The organism is Sulfitobacter sp. F26204 (assembly GCF_026410305.1).
GTDB lineage: Bacteria > Pseudomonadota > Alphaproteobacteria > Rhodobacterales > Rhodobacteraceae > Sulfitobacter.
In genome coordinates this window covers 904,430-921,841 of sequence record NZ_JAPMLQ010000002.1, presented here as the reverse complement: position 1 = coordinate 921,841, position 17,412 = coordinate 904,430, and the positions used below count along the sequence as shown (strand labels likewise).

At 56.8% G+C, this 17,412-nt stretch carries 19 protein-coding genes; 10 read left to right on the top strand and 9 right to left on the bottom strand.

Annotation, left to right across the window (positions count from 1 at the left end; translation table 11 throughout):
- Positions 1 to 32: 32 nt before the first annotated feature.
- The 3 genes from OS190_RS08410 to prfA form a co-directional block, all read right to left on the bottom strand.
- Positions 33 to 635, bottom strand: coding sequence for a DUF4167 domain-containing protein (locus OS190_RS08410; protein ID WP_267158208.1), 603 nt, complete (start codon positions 633 to 635; stop codon positions 33 to 35).
- Positions 636 to 832: 197 nt separating this feature from the next.
- The gene (gene prmC, locus OS190_RS08405; RefSeq protein ID WP_267158207.1) at positions 833 to 1,669 is read right to left on the bottom strand and encodes a peptide chain release factor N(5)-glutamine methyltransferase; all 837 of its coding nucleotides are present in this window, start codon (positions 1,667 to 1,669) and stop codon (positions 833 to 835) included.
- On the bottom strand, positions 1,666 to 2,721 hold the full coding sequence (gene prfA / locus OS190_RS08400; protein WP_267158206.1) for a peptide chain release factor 1: 1,056 nt from the start codon (positions 2,719 to 2,721) through the stop codon (positions 1,666 to 1,668). Before prfA ends, prmC begins: the two co-directional genes overlap by 4 nt.
- 75 nt (positions 2,722 to 2,796) lie before the next feature.
- On the opposite strand from prfA, the gene OS190_RS08395 reads away from it, so the two are divergent.
- Positions 2,797 to 3,072, top strand: coding sequence for a hypothetical protein (locus OS190_RS08395; RefSeq protein WP_267158205.1), 276 nt, complete (start codon positions 2,797 to 2,799; stop codon positions 3,070 to 3,072).
- Here OS190_RS08395 and OS190_RS08390 read toward each other — a convergent pair.
- From OS190_RS08390 to OS190_RS08375, 4 genes are read right to left on the bottom strand one after another with little or no spacing between them, the layout of a single operon-like run.
- Complete coding sequence (locus tag OS190_RS08390) at positions 3,010 to 3,450, bottom strand: DUF1499 domain-containing protein (protein WP_267158204.1); 441 nt, start codon at positions 3,448 to 3,450, stop codon at positions 3,010 to 3,012. The two genes, OS190_RS08395 and OS190_RS08390, sit on opposite strands and share 63 nt — an antisense overlap.
- 48 nt (positions 3,451 to 3,498) lie before the next feature.
- On the bottom strand, positions 3,499 to 4,446 hold the full coding sequence (gene speB, locus OS190_RS08385; RefSeq protein ID WP_267158203.1) for an agmatinase: 948 nt from the start codon (positions 4,444 to 4,446) through the stop codon (positions 3,499 to 3,501).
- On the bottom strand, positions 4,443 to 5,408 hold the full coding sequence (speB, locus tag OS190_RS08380; RefSeq protein WP_267158202.1) for an agmatinase: 966 nt from the start codon (positions 5,406 to 5,408) through the stop codon (positions 4,443 to 4,445). Before speB (OS190_RS08380) ends, speB (OS190_RS08385) begins: the two co-directional genes overlap by 4 nt.
- Before the next feature lies 1 nt (position 5,409).
- On the bottom strand, positions 5,410 to 6,579 hold the full coding sequence (locus OS190_RS08375; RefSeq protein WP_267158201.1) for a M20 aminoacylase family protein: 1,170 nt from the start codon (positions 6,577 to 6,579) through the stop codon (positions 5,410 to 5,412).
- A gap of 66 nt (positions 6,580 to 6,645) precedes the next feature.
- Between OS190_RS08375 and mazG the strand changes: the two genes are divergently transcribed.
- From mazG to OS190_RS08355, 4 genes are read left to right on the top strand one after another with little or no spacing between them, the layout of a single operon-like run.
- On the top strand, positions 6,646 to 7,488 hold the full coding sequence (gene mazG, locus OS190_RS08370) for a nucleoside triphosphate pyrophosphohydrolase (protein WP_267158200.1): 843 nt from the start codon (positions 6,646 to 6,648) through the stop codon (positions 7,486 to 7,488).
- A gap of 57 nt (positions 7,489 to 7,545) precedes the next feature.
- The gene (locus OS190_RS08365; RefSeq protein WP_267158199.1) at positions 7,546 to 8,487 is read left to right on the top strand and encodes a nucleoside hydrolase; all 942 of its coding nucleotides are present in this window, start codon (positions 7,546 to 7,548) and stop codon (positions 8,485 to 8,487) included.
- Complete coding sequence (locus tag OS190_RS08360; RefSeq protein ID WP_267158198.1) at positions 8,484 to 8,933, top strand: GNAT family N-acetyltransferase; 450 nt, start codon at positions 8,484 to 8,486, stop codon at positions 8,931 to 8,933. Before OS190_RS08365 ends, OS190_RS08360 begins: the two co-directional genes overlap by 4 nt.
- 4 nt (positions 8,934 to 8,937) lie before the next feature.
- Positions 8,938 to 10,347: a protein adenylyltransferase SelO gene (locus OS190_RS08355; RefSeq protein WP_267158197.1), complete on the top strand. Its 1,410-nt coding sequence runs from the start codon at positions 8,938 to 8,940 to the stop codon at positions 10,345 to 10,347.
- Here the strand turns inward: OS190_RS08355 and OS190_RS08350 are convergent.
- Positions 10,344 to 11,231, bottom strand: a complete 888-nt coding sequence (locus OS190_RS08350) for a DMT family transporter (RefSeq protein ID WP_267158196.1) — start codon at positions 11,229 to 11,231, stop codon at positions 10,344 to 10,346. The genes OS190_RS08355 and OS190_RS08350 overlap by 4 nt on opposite strands.
- A gap of 134 nt (positions 11,232 to 11,365) precedes the next feature.
- On the opposite strand from OS190_RS08350, the gene OS190_RS08345 reads away from it, so the two are divergent.
- Positions 11,366 to 12,217, top strand: a complete 852-nt coding sequence (locus OS190_RS08345) for a DUF533 domain-containing protein (RefSeq protein WP_267158195.1) — start codon at positions 11,366 to 11,368, stop codon at positions 12,215 to 12,217.
- Positions 12,218 to 12,501: 284 nt separating this feature from the next.
- On the opposite strand, the gene OS190_RS08340 is transcribed toward OS190_RS08345, so the two are convergent.
- Positions 12,502 to 13,815: a DEAD/DEAH box helicase gene (locus tag OS190_RS08340; protein ID WP_267158194.1), complete on the bottom strand. Its 1,314-nt coding sequence runs from the start codon at positions 13,813 to 13,815 to the stop codon at positions 12,502 to 12,504.
- A gap of 334 nt (positions 13,816 to 14,149) precedes the next feature.
- Between OS190_RS08340 and OS190_RS08335 the strand changes: the two genes are divergently transcribed.
- From OS190_RS08335 to OS190_RS08320, 4 genes are all read left to right on the top strand, one after another.
- Complete coding sequence (locus tag OS190_RS08335) at positions 14,150 to 14,569, top strand: Fur family transcriptional regulator (RefSeq protein ID WP_267158193.1); 420 nt, start codon at positions 14,150 to 14,152, stop codon at positions 14,567 to 14,569.
- An 86-nt stretch (positions 14,570 to 14,655) separates the two neighbouring features.
- Positions 14,656 to 15,519, top strand: a complete 864-nt coding sequence (locus tag OS190_RS08330; RefSeq protein WP_267158192.1) for a DMT family transporter — start codon at positions 14,656 to 14,658, stop codon at positions 15,517 to 15,519.
- A gap of 62 nt (positions 15,520 to 15,581) precedes the next feature.
- Entirely contained in the window at positions 15,582 to 16,856 is a 1,275-nt protein-coding gene (gene eno, locus OS190_RS08325) for a phosphopyruvate hydratase (protein WP_267158191.1), read from the top strand.
- Positions 16,857 to 16,896: 40 nt separating this feature from the next.
- Positions 16,897 to 17,412 (top strand): GNAT family N-acetyltransferase, encoded by a 516-nt coding sequence (locus OS190_RS08320; RefSeq protein WP_267158190.1) that lies wholly within the window; start codon positions 16,897 to 16,899, stop codon positions 17,410 to 17,412.

The following is a 17,412-nucleotide window of genomic DNA, read 5'->3' as shown; positions in this document are numbered from 1 at the left end:
ACAAAAACCCCGCTCAATGCGGGGTTTTCTGTTTATTCTGCAGCCTTTGGCGCGTCACTGCTGTCACCATCTGAGGCGACTTCAGTTTTGGGTTTCGGCTTGCGTCGCGGGGCGCGTTTCGGTTTCGGTTTGCTCTCAGGTGTTTCGACCAACCCGCTGTCACCGTCTGACTCAGGCTCGACAACACCTTCGGGCTGGACAACATCAGCCGCCGGCTCGCCACTGGATTGATCACCGCCTTGCTGCGCGCCAGCGTCGTTCTGGTTGTTGCCTTGTTGATTGGCTTCACGTTCCTGACGCTCCGCACGCTCACGGTCCCGCTCGGCCTGGCGTTCGCGATTCTGGCGTTCCTGTTCCTCACGGCGTTGGTCAATCTCACGCTGCGCCTCGGACAACATACGCAGATAATGCTCTGCATGCTGCTGAAAGTTCTCCGCCGCCACGCGGTCATTTGACAACTGCGCGTCGCGGGCAAGTTGATTGTATTTTTCAATCACCTGACTTGGCGTTCCACGTACCTTGCCTTCCGGACCGGAACTGTCAAAAACACGGTTAACGACGTTACCGCCGCCTTGATTGTTGTTGTTACGGTTACGGTTATTCTTGGACCGACCGCGTGATCTGGTAGATTTCATTGAAAAGTATCAGCCTTTGGTGCTGTTTCGCGAAGATGAACCGATTGCGCAAAGCGCGGACAGCATCGGTAAGAAAATGTTGGGTTAAAAACCGCACGGGACCGCCATAGGCATCCACCGCTGCAACACCCCTGAATAAACATGAGAGCATCGGCGCGGCAAGTGAAAAGTCACAAAATTTTCGCGAAAGTGCATTATTACGCCGGTTGCGCCGCACAGACCACACGTGCGCGCCCGTCCAGGTCCTGTGCGACATCTACACCGGCCCAGCCTGCACCTTTGAAAATTTCGCGAACAGAATCGCCCTGTTGCCAGCCAATTTCCACCATCACGCGCCCCTGTGCGGTCAGATAGGACTGCGCCTGTGCCGCGATTTCACGATAAACCGACAGACCATCCAGACCGTCCGTAAGTGCCATCCGCGGTTCGTGATCGCGCAGCTCCGGTGCGACATCTGCCAGTTCGCCAGGGGCAAGATAAGGCGGGTTCGCAACAATCAAGTCAAAACGGCCTTCCACCGCATCAAACCAATCCGACTGGAGGATCCTGGCCCGATCCGCCACACCATGCAGAATCGCATTTGCGCTGGCTTGCAGACAGGCCGCCTCGGAAAGATCAACGCCGACACCAAGGGCGTCCCCGCGCTCGGCCAGCAACGTCACAAGAATACAGCCTGAACCAGTTCCAAGGTCCAGCACCCTGTCAAAGGGCGCGCTCAGCGCCAGGTCAACGAGCGTTTCGGTTTCTGGTCTGGGATCAAGTACTTCTCGGCTGATCTTAAAGTCACGACCGTAGAATGCGCGGGCACCGACAAGTTGGGAAACCGGGACCCTGATAGCACGCAATGCAATCAGGTTGTCATAGCGTTCTGCAATTTCAGGTGCGATTTCTTCAGGGGCAATCAATGTTATCCGCGCCGCATCGACCGAGGCGGCATGGGCCAAAAGCAATCTCGCATCCCGTGCCGGATCTGGCACACCCGCTGCTCTGAGCCGCGAGGCCGCAGCGGCCATCGCCTGGGCCGCTGTGCTCATCGATTCATCTCTGCCATCTGCCGCGCCTGCGCATCCGCCGTCAGGGCGTCGATGATCTCATCCAGATCCCCCTGCATGATGGCATCGAGCCGATACAATGTCAGATTGATCCGGTGGTCCGTCATCCGTCCCTGGGGAAAGTTATAGGTCCTGATACGCTCCGACCGGTCACCAGAACCTACCTGCGACGCACGATCCGCCGAACGCGCATTGTCAATGCGTGACCGCTCCATGTCGTACAACCGGGCCTTGAGGACCTGCATCGCCTTGTCACGATTGCGATGCTGGGATTTTTCAGACGAGGTCACCACCAGCCCCGTTGGCAGATGGGTGATGCGGACCGCAGAATCAGTGGTGTTCACATGCTGCCCGCCGGCACCGGACGATCGCATGGTATCAATGCGCAAATCGTTCTGGTTGATTTCGATATCCACGTCTTCTGCCTCCGGCAGCACGGCAACCGTCGCAGCAGAGGTATGGATCCGGCCACCGGATTCCGTGGTCGGTACCCGCTGGACCCGGTGCACGCCACTTTCATATTTCAGACGCGCAAAAACATTCTGACCGGTGATATGCGCAACAACTTCCTTGACCCCGCCCAACTCCGTCATCTGTTCCTCGATCAACTCGACCCCCCAGCCCTGAGCCTCGCAATATCGTTGATACATGCGCAACAGGTCGGCCGCGAACAAAGCCGCTTCATCCCCCCCGGTGCCCGGCCTGATCTCCAGCATCGCAGGTTTGGCGTCCGCCGCATCCCGTGGCAGCAGCGCAATTTGCAATGCCGCTTCGGCTTCGGGAACCGCTGCTTTCAAGGCGGGCAGTTCTTCCTGCGCCAGTTCCGCCATCTCAGGGTCCGCCAGCATCGCTTGCGCCTCATCCAGATCACGCAACAGCTGCATATAGCTTTCGATCTGCACGACCACCGGGCGCAAATCCGCATATTCCTTGGCCAAAGCTGCAAAATCAGCCTGGTCCGAGCCAGAAGACATCGACGCCTCCAGAAACTGGAATCGCTGCGTAATCTGCTCAAGACGGTCGCGTGCTATCATCGTCAAACCATGTCGCCGATGGAAAGGCTTTGGTCAAGGGCTGCATCATGCTATTATCATCCCATGAAACACATCATGATCCTTGCCAGCCTCGCTGCGCTGCCAGCAACCGCCGATGTCACATCGCCAAGCGGCAAAACGGTCGAATGCTATTGTACCGACCGCAACCACAACCGGATCGAACTGGGCGAAACGATTTGCCTGCAGGTTGATGGCCGCATGTTCATGGCCCAATGCCAGATGTCGCTGAACGTACCGATGTGGCGCGAAATCCAGGAAGGTTGCCTTTCATCCGCCCTGGACAACAGCGCGCCATCCCTTGATACGTTTGGCATTTATCCCAAAATCTGACCGGCCAAAACGCGCGCGCCCGAAGATCTCGAAATAGCTTTGCCCGCCTTCTTCGACCGATCCCCTGTACACACCTATTGTCGTGTAATCTGGCAGGCCAAATACCAGTGAACGTGACACAAATGTCATCTGTCCGGCCTTCAGTGACCCCGCTACTGCCTGGGTGCGAGGTGTTGCTTCCATGACATTTGCCATTGCCTTCAGCAGTCCGGCACCGGTGTTCTCGACCGGTGCGCGCCAGACATAACTCTGTCTCCCCTGCAACTCCCCCATACCGGAGTGACCAGCCCGACGGTGCCAGCGGTCAGGGTCAAAAGGTGCGAACCGCACATAACCCAGCACCGCAACACCTGCTCCTATCCCTGCCCAAATCATCATTGCCGCTGGCCCGCGCTTCATCTTGCCAATAAACTCAATTCCGCCTTCTCAACGACAGACAACGCCAGGAAGAACACATAACATCTCATACAGCAAGTTTGCCCCCGTCAGCGCGGTATTGCCTGTGGAATCGTAAGGTGGCGACACTTCAACAAGATCCCCTCCGACAAAGTTCAGGCCCTGCAGGGCACGGATCAACTGCATCGCCTGCGGTGTCGTCAACCCGCCAATTTCCGGTGTACCGGTGCCAGGTGCATAGGCGGGATCAAGACTGTCGATGTCATAGGTCAGATAGACAGGCGCATCACCGATGTCGCGCCGGATCTCCGCCCCCAGATTGACAAGGCTACGTCCCCAGAGATCCTGGGCTAAAAATTGCTGAAAGCCCCATCCGCGCGCCTCGGTGAAATCTTCGGCAGAATACCCGGTGCCGCGCAAACCGATCTGATATGTCTTGGCCGGTTGAATCAGCCCTTCCTCATAGGCACGGCGAAATACCGTGCCGTGACATTCGCGCACACCAAACATTTCGTCATTCACATCGGCATGGGCATCCACATGGATCAATGCCACAGGCCCGTGGCGTCTGGCCATCGCCCGCAGGATTGGCAAGGTGATCGAATGATCACCACCGATCCCCAGCGGGATTGCAGAGGTCGTGAGAATTGCGTCGTAACACTTTGCGATAATACGCAAACTGTCACTCAGGGAAAAGGTGTTGATGGGCAGGTCTCCGATGTCAGCCACCTGTAAACTGTCAAAGGGTGCTGCCCCCGTGCCCAGGTTGTATGGCCGCAACATCGCGCTTTGAGTGCGCACTTCCTTTGGGCCCAAACGCGTGCCGGACCGCCATGAGGTGCCAATATCCAGCGGAATACCCAGAATCGCGACATCCAGTCCTTCGGAATCCTTGGCCTCGGGCAGGCGCATGAAAGTGTTCGGTCCCGAAAACCGCGCCAGATCGTTGCCGCTGATCGGTTGGTTTCTGCTGGTCATGAGTTGCGCATCCGATGTCCCAATAGACATAGAATTTCGGTCGCAACATGCGCACCTGCGATGGCGGTGGCACCGGTGGGATCAAAGGGTGGTGAAACCTCAACCACATCTCCGCCGACAATGTTGATTCCCGCCAGATCTCGCAGCATGATGGCCGCCTGCGCCGAAGTCAGCCCGCCCCAGACCGGCGTCCCCGTGCCCGGCGCAAATGCCGGATCCAGCGCATCAATGTCGAACGTCAGATAACAGGGACGATCGCCCAAAATCTGCTTGATGCGCATCACCGCTGCCTGTGCCCCGCGTTCATGAACCTCACGGGCGTCGATCGTCGCCACGCCCAGTGTGTCCGGATTGGTTGTTCTGATCCCCACTTGCACCGAAGTCGCTGGATCGACGACACCCGATTGCACTGCCTTGTAAAACATCGTGCCATGATCGATCCGCTCCATATCGTCATCGGGCCAGGTATCCGAATGGGCATCGAATTGCAGCAAGCTGACGGGGCCGTATTTCTCTGCATAAGCCTTGAGAATGGGAAAGCTGATGTAGTGATCCCCGCCCAGCGTGAGACTGGCCGCGCCGGCGTCGAGTATCCCTTTGATATGGGCTGTCAGCGCTGCGGGGAATTTCGAGGTATGACCATAGTCAAAGGCCAGATCGCCGTAGTCCGTGATGGCGCATTCGCTCAGTACATCGAAATCCCAACCATAGGGCGGGTCATAGGGCTGCAGGCTCGAGGCCTCGCGGATTGCCCTTGGACCCAGGCGGGTACCCGGCCGGTTGGTCACCGCCTGATCGAACGGCACACCGGTCACCGCAATATCGACGCCGGTCAGATCCTTGGTATACTTGCGTCGTAGAAATGATGTCACGCCACCAAAGGCATTTTCAAAACTCGGCCCCTTCAGATCAGTTCGCGTGATTGCCTGATCGACCTGTGATGCAGCATCTTCCAGGGCCATTTCAGGATACCGCCACTGGCTGCGCCTGTTCGACCAGACGCGCAAAAAAGGACGCACCCACAGGAGCGATCTCATCATTGAAATTGTATTTAGGGTGATGCAGCCCCGCACCCTCGCCCTGTCCCAGCATCAGATAGGCACCCGGGCGCGCTTCCAGCATATAAGAAAAATCCTCGGCCCCCATAACAGGCGGAAAGGCCTCATCAACCCCCGCTTCACCAGCCACCTCCTGCGCGACGATTGCTGCGAATTTCGCCTTGGCGGCGTCATTGACCGTGGGCGGATAGCCGAACTGAAACTCCAGATCAGCTGTCAATTCGTAACTTGCCGCATGGCCGTCCACGATGGTCTGCATACGCCGCACCACCATCGCCTGAACCTCTTTGTCAAAGGTGCGTACAGTGCCGTTGATAAAGACATCTTCAGGAATCACGTTATCTGTTGTCCCGGTGTGTATCTGCGTCGTAGAAATCACCAATTGTGCCTTGGGATCGGTGTTTCGACTTACAATCGTTTGTAACGATTGAACAATCGCACAGGCAGCCACAACTGGATCAATGCTTTCATGAGGTCGCGCTGCATGGCCGCCCTTGCCCGTCAGGTTGATGGTAAAGCGGTCCGCCGCGGCCATGATCGGTCCCGGCGTCGTGTGAAAACGACCGAACTCCAAACCCGGCGCATTGTGCAGCGCATAGACCTGTTCGATATTGAACCGGTCCATCACCCCTTCACACACCATCACCTTGCCGCCGGCTCCATCCTCTTCTGCCGGTTGGAATAACAGTGCCACGCGACCCGAGAAGTTTCGGGTTTCCGCCAGGTATTTCGCTGCACCCAGCAACATTGTGGTGTGCCCGTCATGGCCGCAGGCGTGCATCTTGCCCTCATGTGTGCTGGCATAGGGCACGCCGGTTTCCTCGTGAATCGGCAAGCCATCCATATCGGCGCGCAGGCCAAAGGTGGGGCCGGCACCCTGTCCGTTGATGATCGCCACGATTCCGGTTTTGGCAACGCCTTCATGCAACTCGTCCACCCCGAATTCACGTAGCCGTTCAGCGACAAAGGCAGCCGTCTGGTAACACTCCAGCCCCAACTCGGGGATGGTATGCAGATGTTGACGCCAGGCCGTCATGTCGGAGGCAAAATCGGCAATACGGTTGACAACGGGCATGGGGCTGGACTCCTTGGGCAAGACAATGATCTGGTGCCATCTGACACCAGACAGGACCCAGCCGCAATGCCAGACCCAGCAAAAGATGACGCCCTGATCCACGCTTCCGATGCCGGGATCGAACGCTTGCTTGAAATCATGCGCCGTCTGCGGGATCCGGAAACAGGATGCCCATGGGACATAGAGCAGGATTTCGGCAGCATCGCCCCCTATACCATTGAAGAAGCTTACGAAGTTGCAGATGCCATTCAGCGCCAGGACTGGTCCGAGCTTGAGGGCGAATTGGGAGATCTGCTATTACAAACAGTTTATCATACCGCCATGGGTGAAGAAGCCGGGCATTTCACCTTTGCAACTGTGGTAAACAACATTTCGGACAAGATGGTCGCCCGACACCCGCATGTCTTCGGCGATGAGAATCGTAACAAATCCGCCGAACAGCAAACGATCGATTGGGAAAAAATCAAGGCTGCCGAACGGGCCGGCAAGAAACAGCAAGGCACGCTTGACGGCGTTGCTCTTGGTCTGCCCGGCATGACACGTGCGGTCAAACTGCAAAAGCGGCTCGCACGGGTCGGCTTTGACTGGGCCAACACGGACAGCGTATTGGACAAGATCATTGAGGAAGCGGCGGAACTGGTCGAAGCACGCGATACCCAGGATCCCGATTCCATAGAGGATGAATTTGGCGATTTGCTGTTTGTCATTGCCAACCTGGCTCGGCATCTTGATGTTGACCCGGAAGCTGCGGTGCGGCGCACGAACGCAAAGGTTGAACGCCGCTTTCGTGCAATCGAGACGCGGCTCGCGGCGATGGGTAAAACGCCCTCCGCCAGCGATCTGGACGAAATGGACGCTCTTTGGAACGCCGTCAAAGCGGAAGAACGCCAAAGCGACAGCAAAGGCTGAACCGCCCCTTTTGTTCACCCTGTATTTCCCCTATTCCTGAGACAAAGAGGAAGCCCCATGCCGCCACACAAAATCATCATCGACACGGACCCCGGCCAGGACGATGCGGTCGCTATTCTTCTTGCCTTGGCCAGCCCGGAAGAGATCGACCTTCTTGGCATAACCTGTGTCGCGGGGAACGTACCCCTCGACCTGACATCAAAAAATGCACGCATCGTCTGTGAGTTAGCGGGAAAAACGAATGTAAAGGTTTTCGCCGGTTGCGATCGCCCGATGGGCCGAGACCTGGTCACGGCAGAGCATGTGCATGGCAAGACAGGTCTGGACGGGCCCAACCTGCCTGATCCGGTGATGCCCCTGGCCCAAGGTGATGCGGTTGATTTCATCATCGAGCAATTGCGCGAATTTGCCCCGGGCACAGTCACTCTATGTCCCCTCGGACCGTTGACCAACATTGCGACGGCCTTTGAAAAAGCGCCGGACATCAAAAAGCGTGTCGCCAAGATCGTCTTGATGGGCGGCGGATACTTCGAAGGTGGCAACATTACGCCAACCGCGGAATTCAACATCTACGTTGATCCGCATGCCGCTGATATTGTGTTCAAATCCGGCGTTCCGATTGTCGTGATGCCGCTTGATGTCACCCATAAGGCCCTTGTCACCAAATCCCGCAATGATGCCTTTCGAGCCTTGCAGACCTCTGTCGGCATCGCTGTGGCTGAAATGACCGATTTCTTTGAACGGTTCGACAAGGAAAAGTACGGGTCCGAAGGGGCCCCGTTACATGACCCCTGTGTGACGGCCTATCTGATCAATCCGGATCTTTTCACCGGCCGACACATCAATGTTGAAATCGAAACGCAGTCGGAACTCACCATGGGCATGACCGTCGCGGATTGGTGGGGCGTTACGGACCGCGCCCCCAATGCAACCTTTATGGGGGATATAGACGCTGACGGTTTCTTTGACCTTCTAACCGACCGCTTGGCCAGATTGTGAGTGCGGCCCTCACCCTCGCCAAACCGGAGCATCTGGACAAGGTCGCGACCCTTTGTGCCAATTTTCACGCCGAAACAGGGATTTCGCAATCCGACGAAATACGCCGGGCAGCGCTTGCGCCATTGCTTGAAGGATCCCCATATGGTGCGATTTATCTGATTGGCCCCCCGCGTGCGGCCATCGGCTACATGGTACTATGTTTCGGCTGGTCCATCGAATTTGGCGGTTTGGACGCAATTCTGGACGAACTTTACATTCGCCCCGGCGTGCGCGGACGTGGCATTGCAACAGAAAGCCTGATCGCTTTGCCCCGGGCCCTCGCCGAAGGTGGCCTCAGGGCTGTTCACCTCGAGGTTGACCGAGAAAATGCTGCCGCGCTCAAACTCTATGCAAGGGCCGGTTTCAAACCGCGAGAAAAATACATGTTCATGTCCCGAGTTCTTTGATCAGATGTTCATCCCATTTGACAACAGCTATGCCCTTTTGCCCGAAGGTTTCTTTTCAAAACAGAAACCAACTTCAGTTTCAGACCCCAAGCTATTGGCTTTCAACAATGAACTGGCATTGACCTTGGGTATTGAGCTCGATGACTTTGCCGAGGCGGCCAGCGTATTTAGCGGTAATTCAATACCCCAAAACGCGGCTCCGATTGCCCAGCTTTATGCCGGTCACCAGTTTGGCAGTTTTAATCCGCAACTTGGTGATGGCCGCGCGATCCTGTTGGGCGAGGTCATTGGCAGCGACGGGATCCGCCGTGACATCCAGCTCAAGGGGTCCGGTCCGACACCTTATTCTCGCATGGGCGACGGCCGTGCCTGGCTTGGCCCTGTGTTGCGCGAATATGTGATCTCGGAGGCAATGCAAGCCCTTGGCATTCCCACCACCCGCGCTTTGGCTGCTGTTGCAACAGGCGAACAGATCTGGCGCGAGCAAGGCGCGCTGCCCGGCGCGGTACTGACCCGCGTGGCCACCAGCCATTTGCGCGTCGGTACGTTTCAGGTTTTTGCCCATCGTGGTGAGCTTGAGCATCTCCGGACCCTCACGGAATACACAATTCAACGTCACTATCCCGAGGCCCAGGGCCCGATGGACCTGCTGCGGGCGGTCTGCGCGGCGCAGGCCGATCTGGTCACGCGCTGGATGTCTGTCGGTTTCATCCATGGCGTGATGAACACGGATAATTGCAGCATCGCTGGAGAAACCATCGACTATGGCCCCTGTGCCTTTATGGATGGGTTTCATCAAAACCGCGTTTTCAGTTCCATCGATACCCAAGGCAGGTATGCCTTTGGTACGCAACCTGGCATTGCCGTCTGGAACATGGCTCAATTGGCAACCTGTTTGATCCAACTCTTCAAAGACCGCGATGCCGCCCTCGAAGAAGCAACAGAAATTGTTCATGCGATGCCAGATCTGTTGGAGAAAGCATGGCTAAACCGGTTTTGTGCCAAGATTGGCATCAGCACGCCACAGGCTGATGACCAAGGCCTGATTGAAGAGCTTTTGGCGCTTATGCAAACCGATGAAGCCGACTTTACCAACACTTTTCAGGCACTTAACGAAGGCAAGGCGCGGGATCAATTCACAGACCTTGAAGCCTTCGATCAATGGTCGGAAAAATGGAAAAACCGCCTGACCACCGAGGCAGAATCTCAAACGGTTATGCAAAGCGCCAATCCCGTCATCATTCCCCGAAATCACCGGATTGAACAGATGATTGAGGCCGCGGTTGCCGGTGACATGGCCCCTTTCGAACGGTTGATGAAGGCCCTCGCAACGCCATTTGTCGAAACCGATGCCGCTCTTGCCCGCCCGCCTTCCCGGCAAGAGATCGTTCCAGCTACCTTTTGTGGCACCTAGGTTTTGCGCGGCTTTCGGTTGATCAGGTAAATCCCGCTGGCGACCAGAACCAAGGCACCCCAAACGGAGGGCGCGACGTCTTCGGAGAGCAATAGCCAGCCCAAGATCACCGAAAACACCGGGGACAGAAAGCTGAAAGATGCAACCGAAGAGGCGGGATAAATCGTCATCAACCAGAACCACGCCAGAAATCCAAGGCTGGCGATGGCGACGATCTGAAACAACAAGCCGACGATATGGATCGGGGCAACATCGCGCAGCAATGGACCAAGAAAGGGTGCGAGCAGCAACAGGATCGGTGCAGATATCAAAACCTGAAACATCAGCTGTTGCGCAGGCGGCACCTCGGACAGCGGCGTGATGCGCACGCAAATCACGATTGCCGCCCAGCAAAACGCCGAAGTAAGCGCCAACAAGTCTCCTGCCCAGCTGACGTCCCCCCCCGACCGATCCGCCAGCGCAACCGCAACGCCGGTCATTGCCAGCAACAAACCTGTGATCTTGAGCGGTGTAAGGCGTTCTCCCGGGAAAAACACATGGGCGATCAGGGAAAGCCAGACCGGCATGGAATAAAAGATCACCGAGGCCCGACTGACCGTTGTGATGTCCAATGCCGAGAAAAGGCAAAGGAATTCAAACGTAAAGAACAGACCCGATGCGATACCACCCAACCATGCATTGCGCGGAACAGAGAAGCTGACTCCGCGCATGTGCATCCAAAGGTAGAGCACCAACACCGCACCGGCAGAGCGTAGGCCCGCCTGAAAGACCGGCCCGAAACCACCGCCGGTCACTTTGATCACGACCTGATTGAACGCCAGATGCAACGCAAAGGCGATGAGAGCAGCCGCACCGAAAAGGTCCATATGATCCTTGCGTTCCATCGCACCACTAGCGCGGCTGACAGCCAGCCAGTCAATGTGAAAATACCCGCGACTGAGGTAAATCCTTGTATTTTCCCCTCGTGGCTGTCGCAAAACATGTCAAACTGCGGCGACTCAAATAGGGGGTTTACCAGATGAGCTTGATGAAAACCTTGGCCAAAGTGGCCGTTGGCGTAGCGGTGGCAAAGGGTGCCAGCGCGATGATGAAAAAGGGCAATAACGCAAATACAGCGGGTGCAGGCGGCCTGGGTGGTTTGCTGGGTGGTTTGACCGGTGGCGGCACGGCAACTGCGGGCGGCGGACTACAGGATATGCTTGGTGGCCTTCTGGGCGGTGCAGGCGGTGCAAATGCCCCGGGCATGTCCGGAGGCCTGGGCGGTTTGCTCAACCAACTGGGCGGTGGCGGCGGCAGGACCTCGACCGGCGGGCTGGGCGATCTGCTTGGCAGCGGTGGCAGTTCGAAGGGTGGGCTTGGCGGTTTGCTGGGCGGTCTGGCCGGTGCCGGCGGGCTATTGGCCGGGGCTGGCGCAGCCGTGCAAAAGCGTCCGAAAACGAACGATCATGATTTTGGGGCGGTCTTGAACTCGCAATTCGATTCCACCCCCGAGCCCGAGATCGAGCCGTCACAGGATCAGGAAGCCGCAGCAGGTTTGATGCTCGCCGCTATGATCCAGGCGGCAAAATCGGATGGCACCTTTGACGAAGCTGAAAAAGCCAAGCTACTGGATCAATTGGGCGACGTCGACGCCGAAGAAGCCGCCTTTGTCCAGGCACAGCTGCAAGCACCGGTAGATGTCGACATGTTGGTGCGCGAAACGCCTGAAGGCATGCAAAGTCAGATCTATGCAATGTCCCTGCTGGGGATCGATCTGGACACCCAGAAAGAGGCACAATATCTGCATCAGTTGGCCCAGGGTTACGGCATGAAGCCCGCCGAAGTGAACGACATTCATGCACAGATGGGCGTACCGTCTCTTTACACCTGAAAACAACAAAATATCAATCGCTTGCGCCCCGAAGTTTATTTGGAGCGCAGGCAGTTTTACCCAGATTTGTGCAGCTTTCCGATCACTCAGATGAGCATGGGCGCAACGGTAACAAGCGACTCCTCGGGGCCAGCCGGGCCAGGGAAAAATCAATCATGCGCCATCACGCCACGGCGCGAAACATCCATGGATTTTTGCATAAACCGCCGGGCAAATGCAAAAACGGCGGCACCGCCATCAGCAATGCCACCGTTCGTTCAACGCATTGAGAGCCGATCAGCGGATCAAGCGGCCTGTTGGCCACCCGGCTTTCCACCACCGCCACCGCGCCGACGGTTGCGACCGCCACCCGGCTTGCCAGCGCCCTGTCCGCCGCCACCCGACGGGCGACCACCACCACCGCCGCCACCAGACCGGCCGCGGCCACGACCGCGCTGCTGCTTCGGTTTCTCTTCGATCTCGGCACCTTCCCAGGGACGGCCCGAGGCCACGGGAATGCGTATTTTCATCACTTTCTGAATAGCAATCAGTTCGCCCATTTCATCCGGCGCACAAAAGGCAATCGCCGCTCCATCCTTGCCCGCTCGTGCAGTACGGCCGATCCGGTGGACATAATTGTCAGGAACATTAGGCAGTTCATAGTTATATACGTGCTTTACATCTGGAATATCCAATCCGCGCGCCGCAACATCCGTTGCCACCAATACCGTGACTTGTCCGGACTTGAATCCGGCAATAGCGCGATCGCGCTGGCCTTGCGATTTGTTCCCGTGGATGGAAGCCGCATTAAAACCGGCTTTTACCAGGGTCTTCATCAATTTTTCGCACCCGTGTTTTGTCCGTCCAAAGACCAGGGCACGCTCCTCTTTGTGTTTCGCCAGCAATTCTTGCAACAACGATGTTTTCTCGGCCTTGGCGATGAAATGAACCTCTTGGGTGACTTTATCCGCCGCCTTGCCCGGAGGCGAAACTTCAATACGGATCGGACTGCGCAAATAGGTGCTTGCGATCTCGTTCATCAATTTGGGCATTGTCGCTGAGAACAACATCGTCTGACGTTCTTTGGGCATCACGGCTGAAATTTTACGCAGATCGTGGATAAAGCCCATGTCGAGCATCTGATCCGCCTCGTCCAGCACCAGAAAGGTTGCCTCGTTCAGCTTCACGGCGCGCCGGTCCATCAGATCAAGCAACCGACCCGGTGTCGCCACCAGAATGTCGACGCCGCGGTCAAGCCGGTTGATCTGTGGATTGATCGACTGGCCGCCCACGACCATCTGGGCCTTGATCGGTGTGCCGTCGCAAAACCCCTTGAGATTCTGCATGATTTGTTGCGCCAGTTCGCGTGTCGGTGCCAGCACCAGCGCACGCACGGATTTTGGCGAGGGGCGTTTGGGCTCGCGCATCATCTGCGCGATCAGCGGCACACCAAAGGCCGCCGTTTTTCCAGTCCCGGTTTGGGCCAGCCCCATCACGTCGCGCCCGTTCAGAGCGTGTGGAATGGCTTGTTTCTGGATCGGTGTCGGGTCTTTCAAACCCATCTCATGCAATCGTGCCACCAGCTTCGGCGGCAGGTCCATCATGTCAAAATCGCTCATATCATTCTTTCTGCGCGCAAGGTATCCCACACGCCATCATTCATAGGCACAGATTGCGCCAGTAGGGTCACGCAAAGCAGATCGCAAGTGTATGGCCAACTGCCAGACACCTGTCTGTTGCGCTTGGCCCCACGCGTGATTTTGGGAACATCGGCGGGCCTTTTTAGCCGGACCTCAAAATTCGGGTCGGGCACTGCTCACGCGGCAGAAGGCATCGCTTGCTTTGGCAAATGAGGCAGATGAGAGGATAAGTCAACCACTACAGGAAAAACGTCGGTAGCCCTGCGGGAAAAAGAACGCTACATGGTGCGCAATCACCGCGCGGAGGCCAGGAATGCCTAAATCCATCATCAACAGATGCGAGACTATGGGTCTGCGCATGACCGGCCAGCGGCGTATCATTGCGCAGGTGATCGAAGACAGCGATGACCATCCCGATGTTGAAGAACTCTACACCCGCGCGTCCAACCGTGATGCGGGCATATCCATTGCAACGGTTTACCGGACGGTGAAATTGTTTGAAGAGGCCGGTATCCTCGACAAACTGGAATTCGGTGACGGCCGCGCCCGTTATGAAGATGCAGAGCGCGATCATCATGACCATTTGATCGATCTGAACTCTGGTGCTGTCATCGAATTTGTCGATGCAGAGATCGAGGCCCTCCAGGAAAAGATTGCGCAAAAGTTGGGTTACGAACTGCGCGGTCACCGCCTGGAACTTTATGGCGTGCCAATCAAAAAACCGAAAGGCTAAAGCAGCCGGGCTGTCACGTCGCCGCCCCTTGCCCCTGCCCGTCAAACAGGTCATTTGAACTGTGAAACGGACAAGGATCTCAACTCATGGACAATACACGCGGCGCGGTGCTGATGGTACTTGCCATGTTGGGTTTCGCGCTTGAGGACAGTTTTATCAAGTTTCTGTCAGGCACGGTCAGCGTCGGACAAATTCTGGCAATGCTCGGGGTTGGCGGATCAATCGTTTTTGGCGTGGTTGTAGTGATACAGGGCAAGGCATTGTTCTCCCGTGACATGCTAACTGCCCCCATCGGTTTGCGGGCCTTGGGCGAGATGGCTGGCACCGTCGCCTTTGTCTCGGCGATCTCGCTGACACCACTCTCCAGCGCCTCGGCGATTCTGCAGGCAACGCCACTGGTAGTAACGCTGGGAGCTGCGCTTTTCCTCGGTGAATCGGTAGGATGGCGCCGCTGGAGCGCGATCATTGTCGGCCTCTGTGGTGTTCTCTTGATCATCCGTCCTGGGTTTGACAGCTTTGAAGCATTGTCGCTGCTTGCCGTCATCGCCGTGTTCATGTTGGGCATGCGCGACCTCGCGACCCGTCGCACACCTGCAAATATCAGCACGATGCAACTCAGCTTTCTAGGGTTTGTCGTCATCATTCCCGCTGGCCTGGGCCTGATGCTCGCCACGGGCACACCCTATGTCATATTGAATGGCGGCCAATGGATGTACTTTTTCGCCGCTCTGATCGTGGGGCTTTTCGCCTATTACGGTATTGTTGCTGCCATGCGGTTGGGCGAGGTCAGCTTTGTCACGCCGTTCCGCTATTCCCGCCTGATTTTTGCATTGGTCATCGGGGTCGGTTTTTTTGGCGAATCTCCCGATGCACTGACCTTGGCGGGGGCCGTGATCATCGTAGCCTCGGGCATTTATACCGTATGGCGCGAAAGACGCTTGGCCGTCTAAGACCTTTCACACCTGACTTCGTCGCGCTAAGAAGCGTCAAACGCAGCCAAAGGATTGAGCCCATGAGCACCATCATCGATATTCACGCACGCGAAATCCTCGACAGCCGGGGCAATCCGACCGTCGAGGTTGATGTGACCCTCGAAGATGGAACCATGGGACGGGCGGCTGTCCCCTCTGGTGCCTCCACCGGAGCCTATGAAGCGGTCGAAAAACGCGATGGTGACAAAACTCGGTATCTGGGCAAGGGCGTGCTCGATGCCTGCGCCGCAGTTAACGGTGAAATCGCCGAAGCTCTGGTAGGCATTGACGCCACAGAGCAGGTCGAAATCGATGAGATCATGATCGAGCTGGACGGGACCGACAACAAGTCCCGTCTGGGCGCCAACGCCATCCTCGGGGTGTCTCTCGCCGCGGCCAAGGCAGCCGCAGATTACTGCACCCAGCCGTTGTTTCGCTATGTCGGTGGCACTTCCGCGCGCCTCCTGCCAGTGCCGATGATGAACATCATCAACGGTGGAGAGCATGCGGACAACCCGATCGACATTCAGGAATTCATGATCATGCCGGTCGCTGCCGCAAACATCCGTGAGGCCGTGCGTATGGGGGCCGAGGTCTTTCACACGCTGAAAGGCGAATTGTCGGCCGCCGGATTGTCTACAGGAATCGGCGATGAAGGCGGGTTCGCCCCCAATATCAACTCCACCCGCGATGCGCTTGATTTTATTCTGAAATCCATTGAAAAGGCTGGCTACAAGCCGGGCGAGGACATCTATCTCGCACTCGATTGTGCAGCGACAGAATACTACAAAGATGGAAAGTACGAATTGTCAGGTGAAAACAAATCACTGAGCAGCGAAGAGAATGTAGATTATCTGACCGCTTTGGTAAATGATTACCCCATTATTTCCATCGAAGACGGCATGTCCGAAGACGACTGGGATGGCTGGAAGGCCTTGACATCTGCGCTGGGGGAAAAGGTTCAACTGGTGGGGGATGATCTGTTTGTCACCAATCCAAGACGGCTGGCCGAAGGCATCAAACGCGGTTCGGCCAATGCCATGCTGGTCAAGGTTAACCAGATCGGCAGCCTGACCGAAACCTTGAAAGCCGTTGAAATGGCCCATCGTGCAGGATTTACCAACGTCATGTCCCATCGCTCTGGTGAAACCGAGGATGCGACCATCGCGGATCTCGCCGTGGCAACGAATTGCGGCCAGATCAAAACCGGTTCATTGGCGCGGTCTGACAGGTTGGCAAAATACAATCAGCTGATCCGTATCGAAGAACTCCTGGGCGAAACGGCCGAATTTGCCGGTCGCAGTATCCTGAAATAAACAAAGGAGCGCGTGCAGCCACGCTGCACCCGGTTTTTCAATGCCACCGACCACCGTGACCGAAGCAACCTCCGCCGCCGATCTGGACGCGGTGCGCAGCCTGTGTTGGGCCTTTCGCGATTTCCTGATGACGCATTCCAGCATCGACAGGGACATAACCGAAACCTTCTACCCGGTGCCAAAATATCAGGCCCTGATGGACAATCTGGCACAGATCCATGAACGTCCACGGGGGATGATTTTGCTGGCGCGGACCGCCGATGGCACTGCGGTTGGTTGCGGGATGACTCATGCGCTCGATCCGCGGACATCCGAAATCAAACGGGTCTTTGTCACTGACCAGGCGCGTGGACAGGGTGTCGCGGCCCTGATCTGTGAAACCTTGATCGCACAGGCCAGGGCGGACGGCTTTGAACGCATCGTTCTGGACACCTCCAAAGGCCTGCATGCGGCACAGGGCCTGTATCAGAGGCTTGGCTTCTCACAACGCACACCCTATCAACCGCTTCCCCCAGAGGTCGTGCCCGAACTTCTGTTCTACGAGCGCCGATTATGA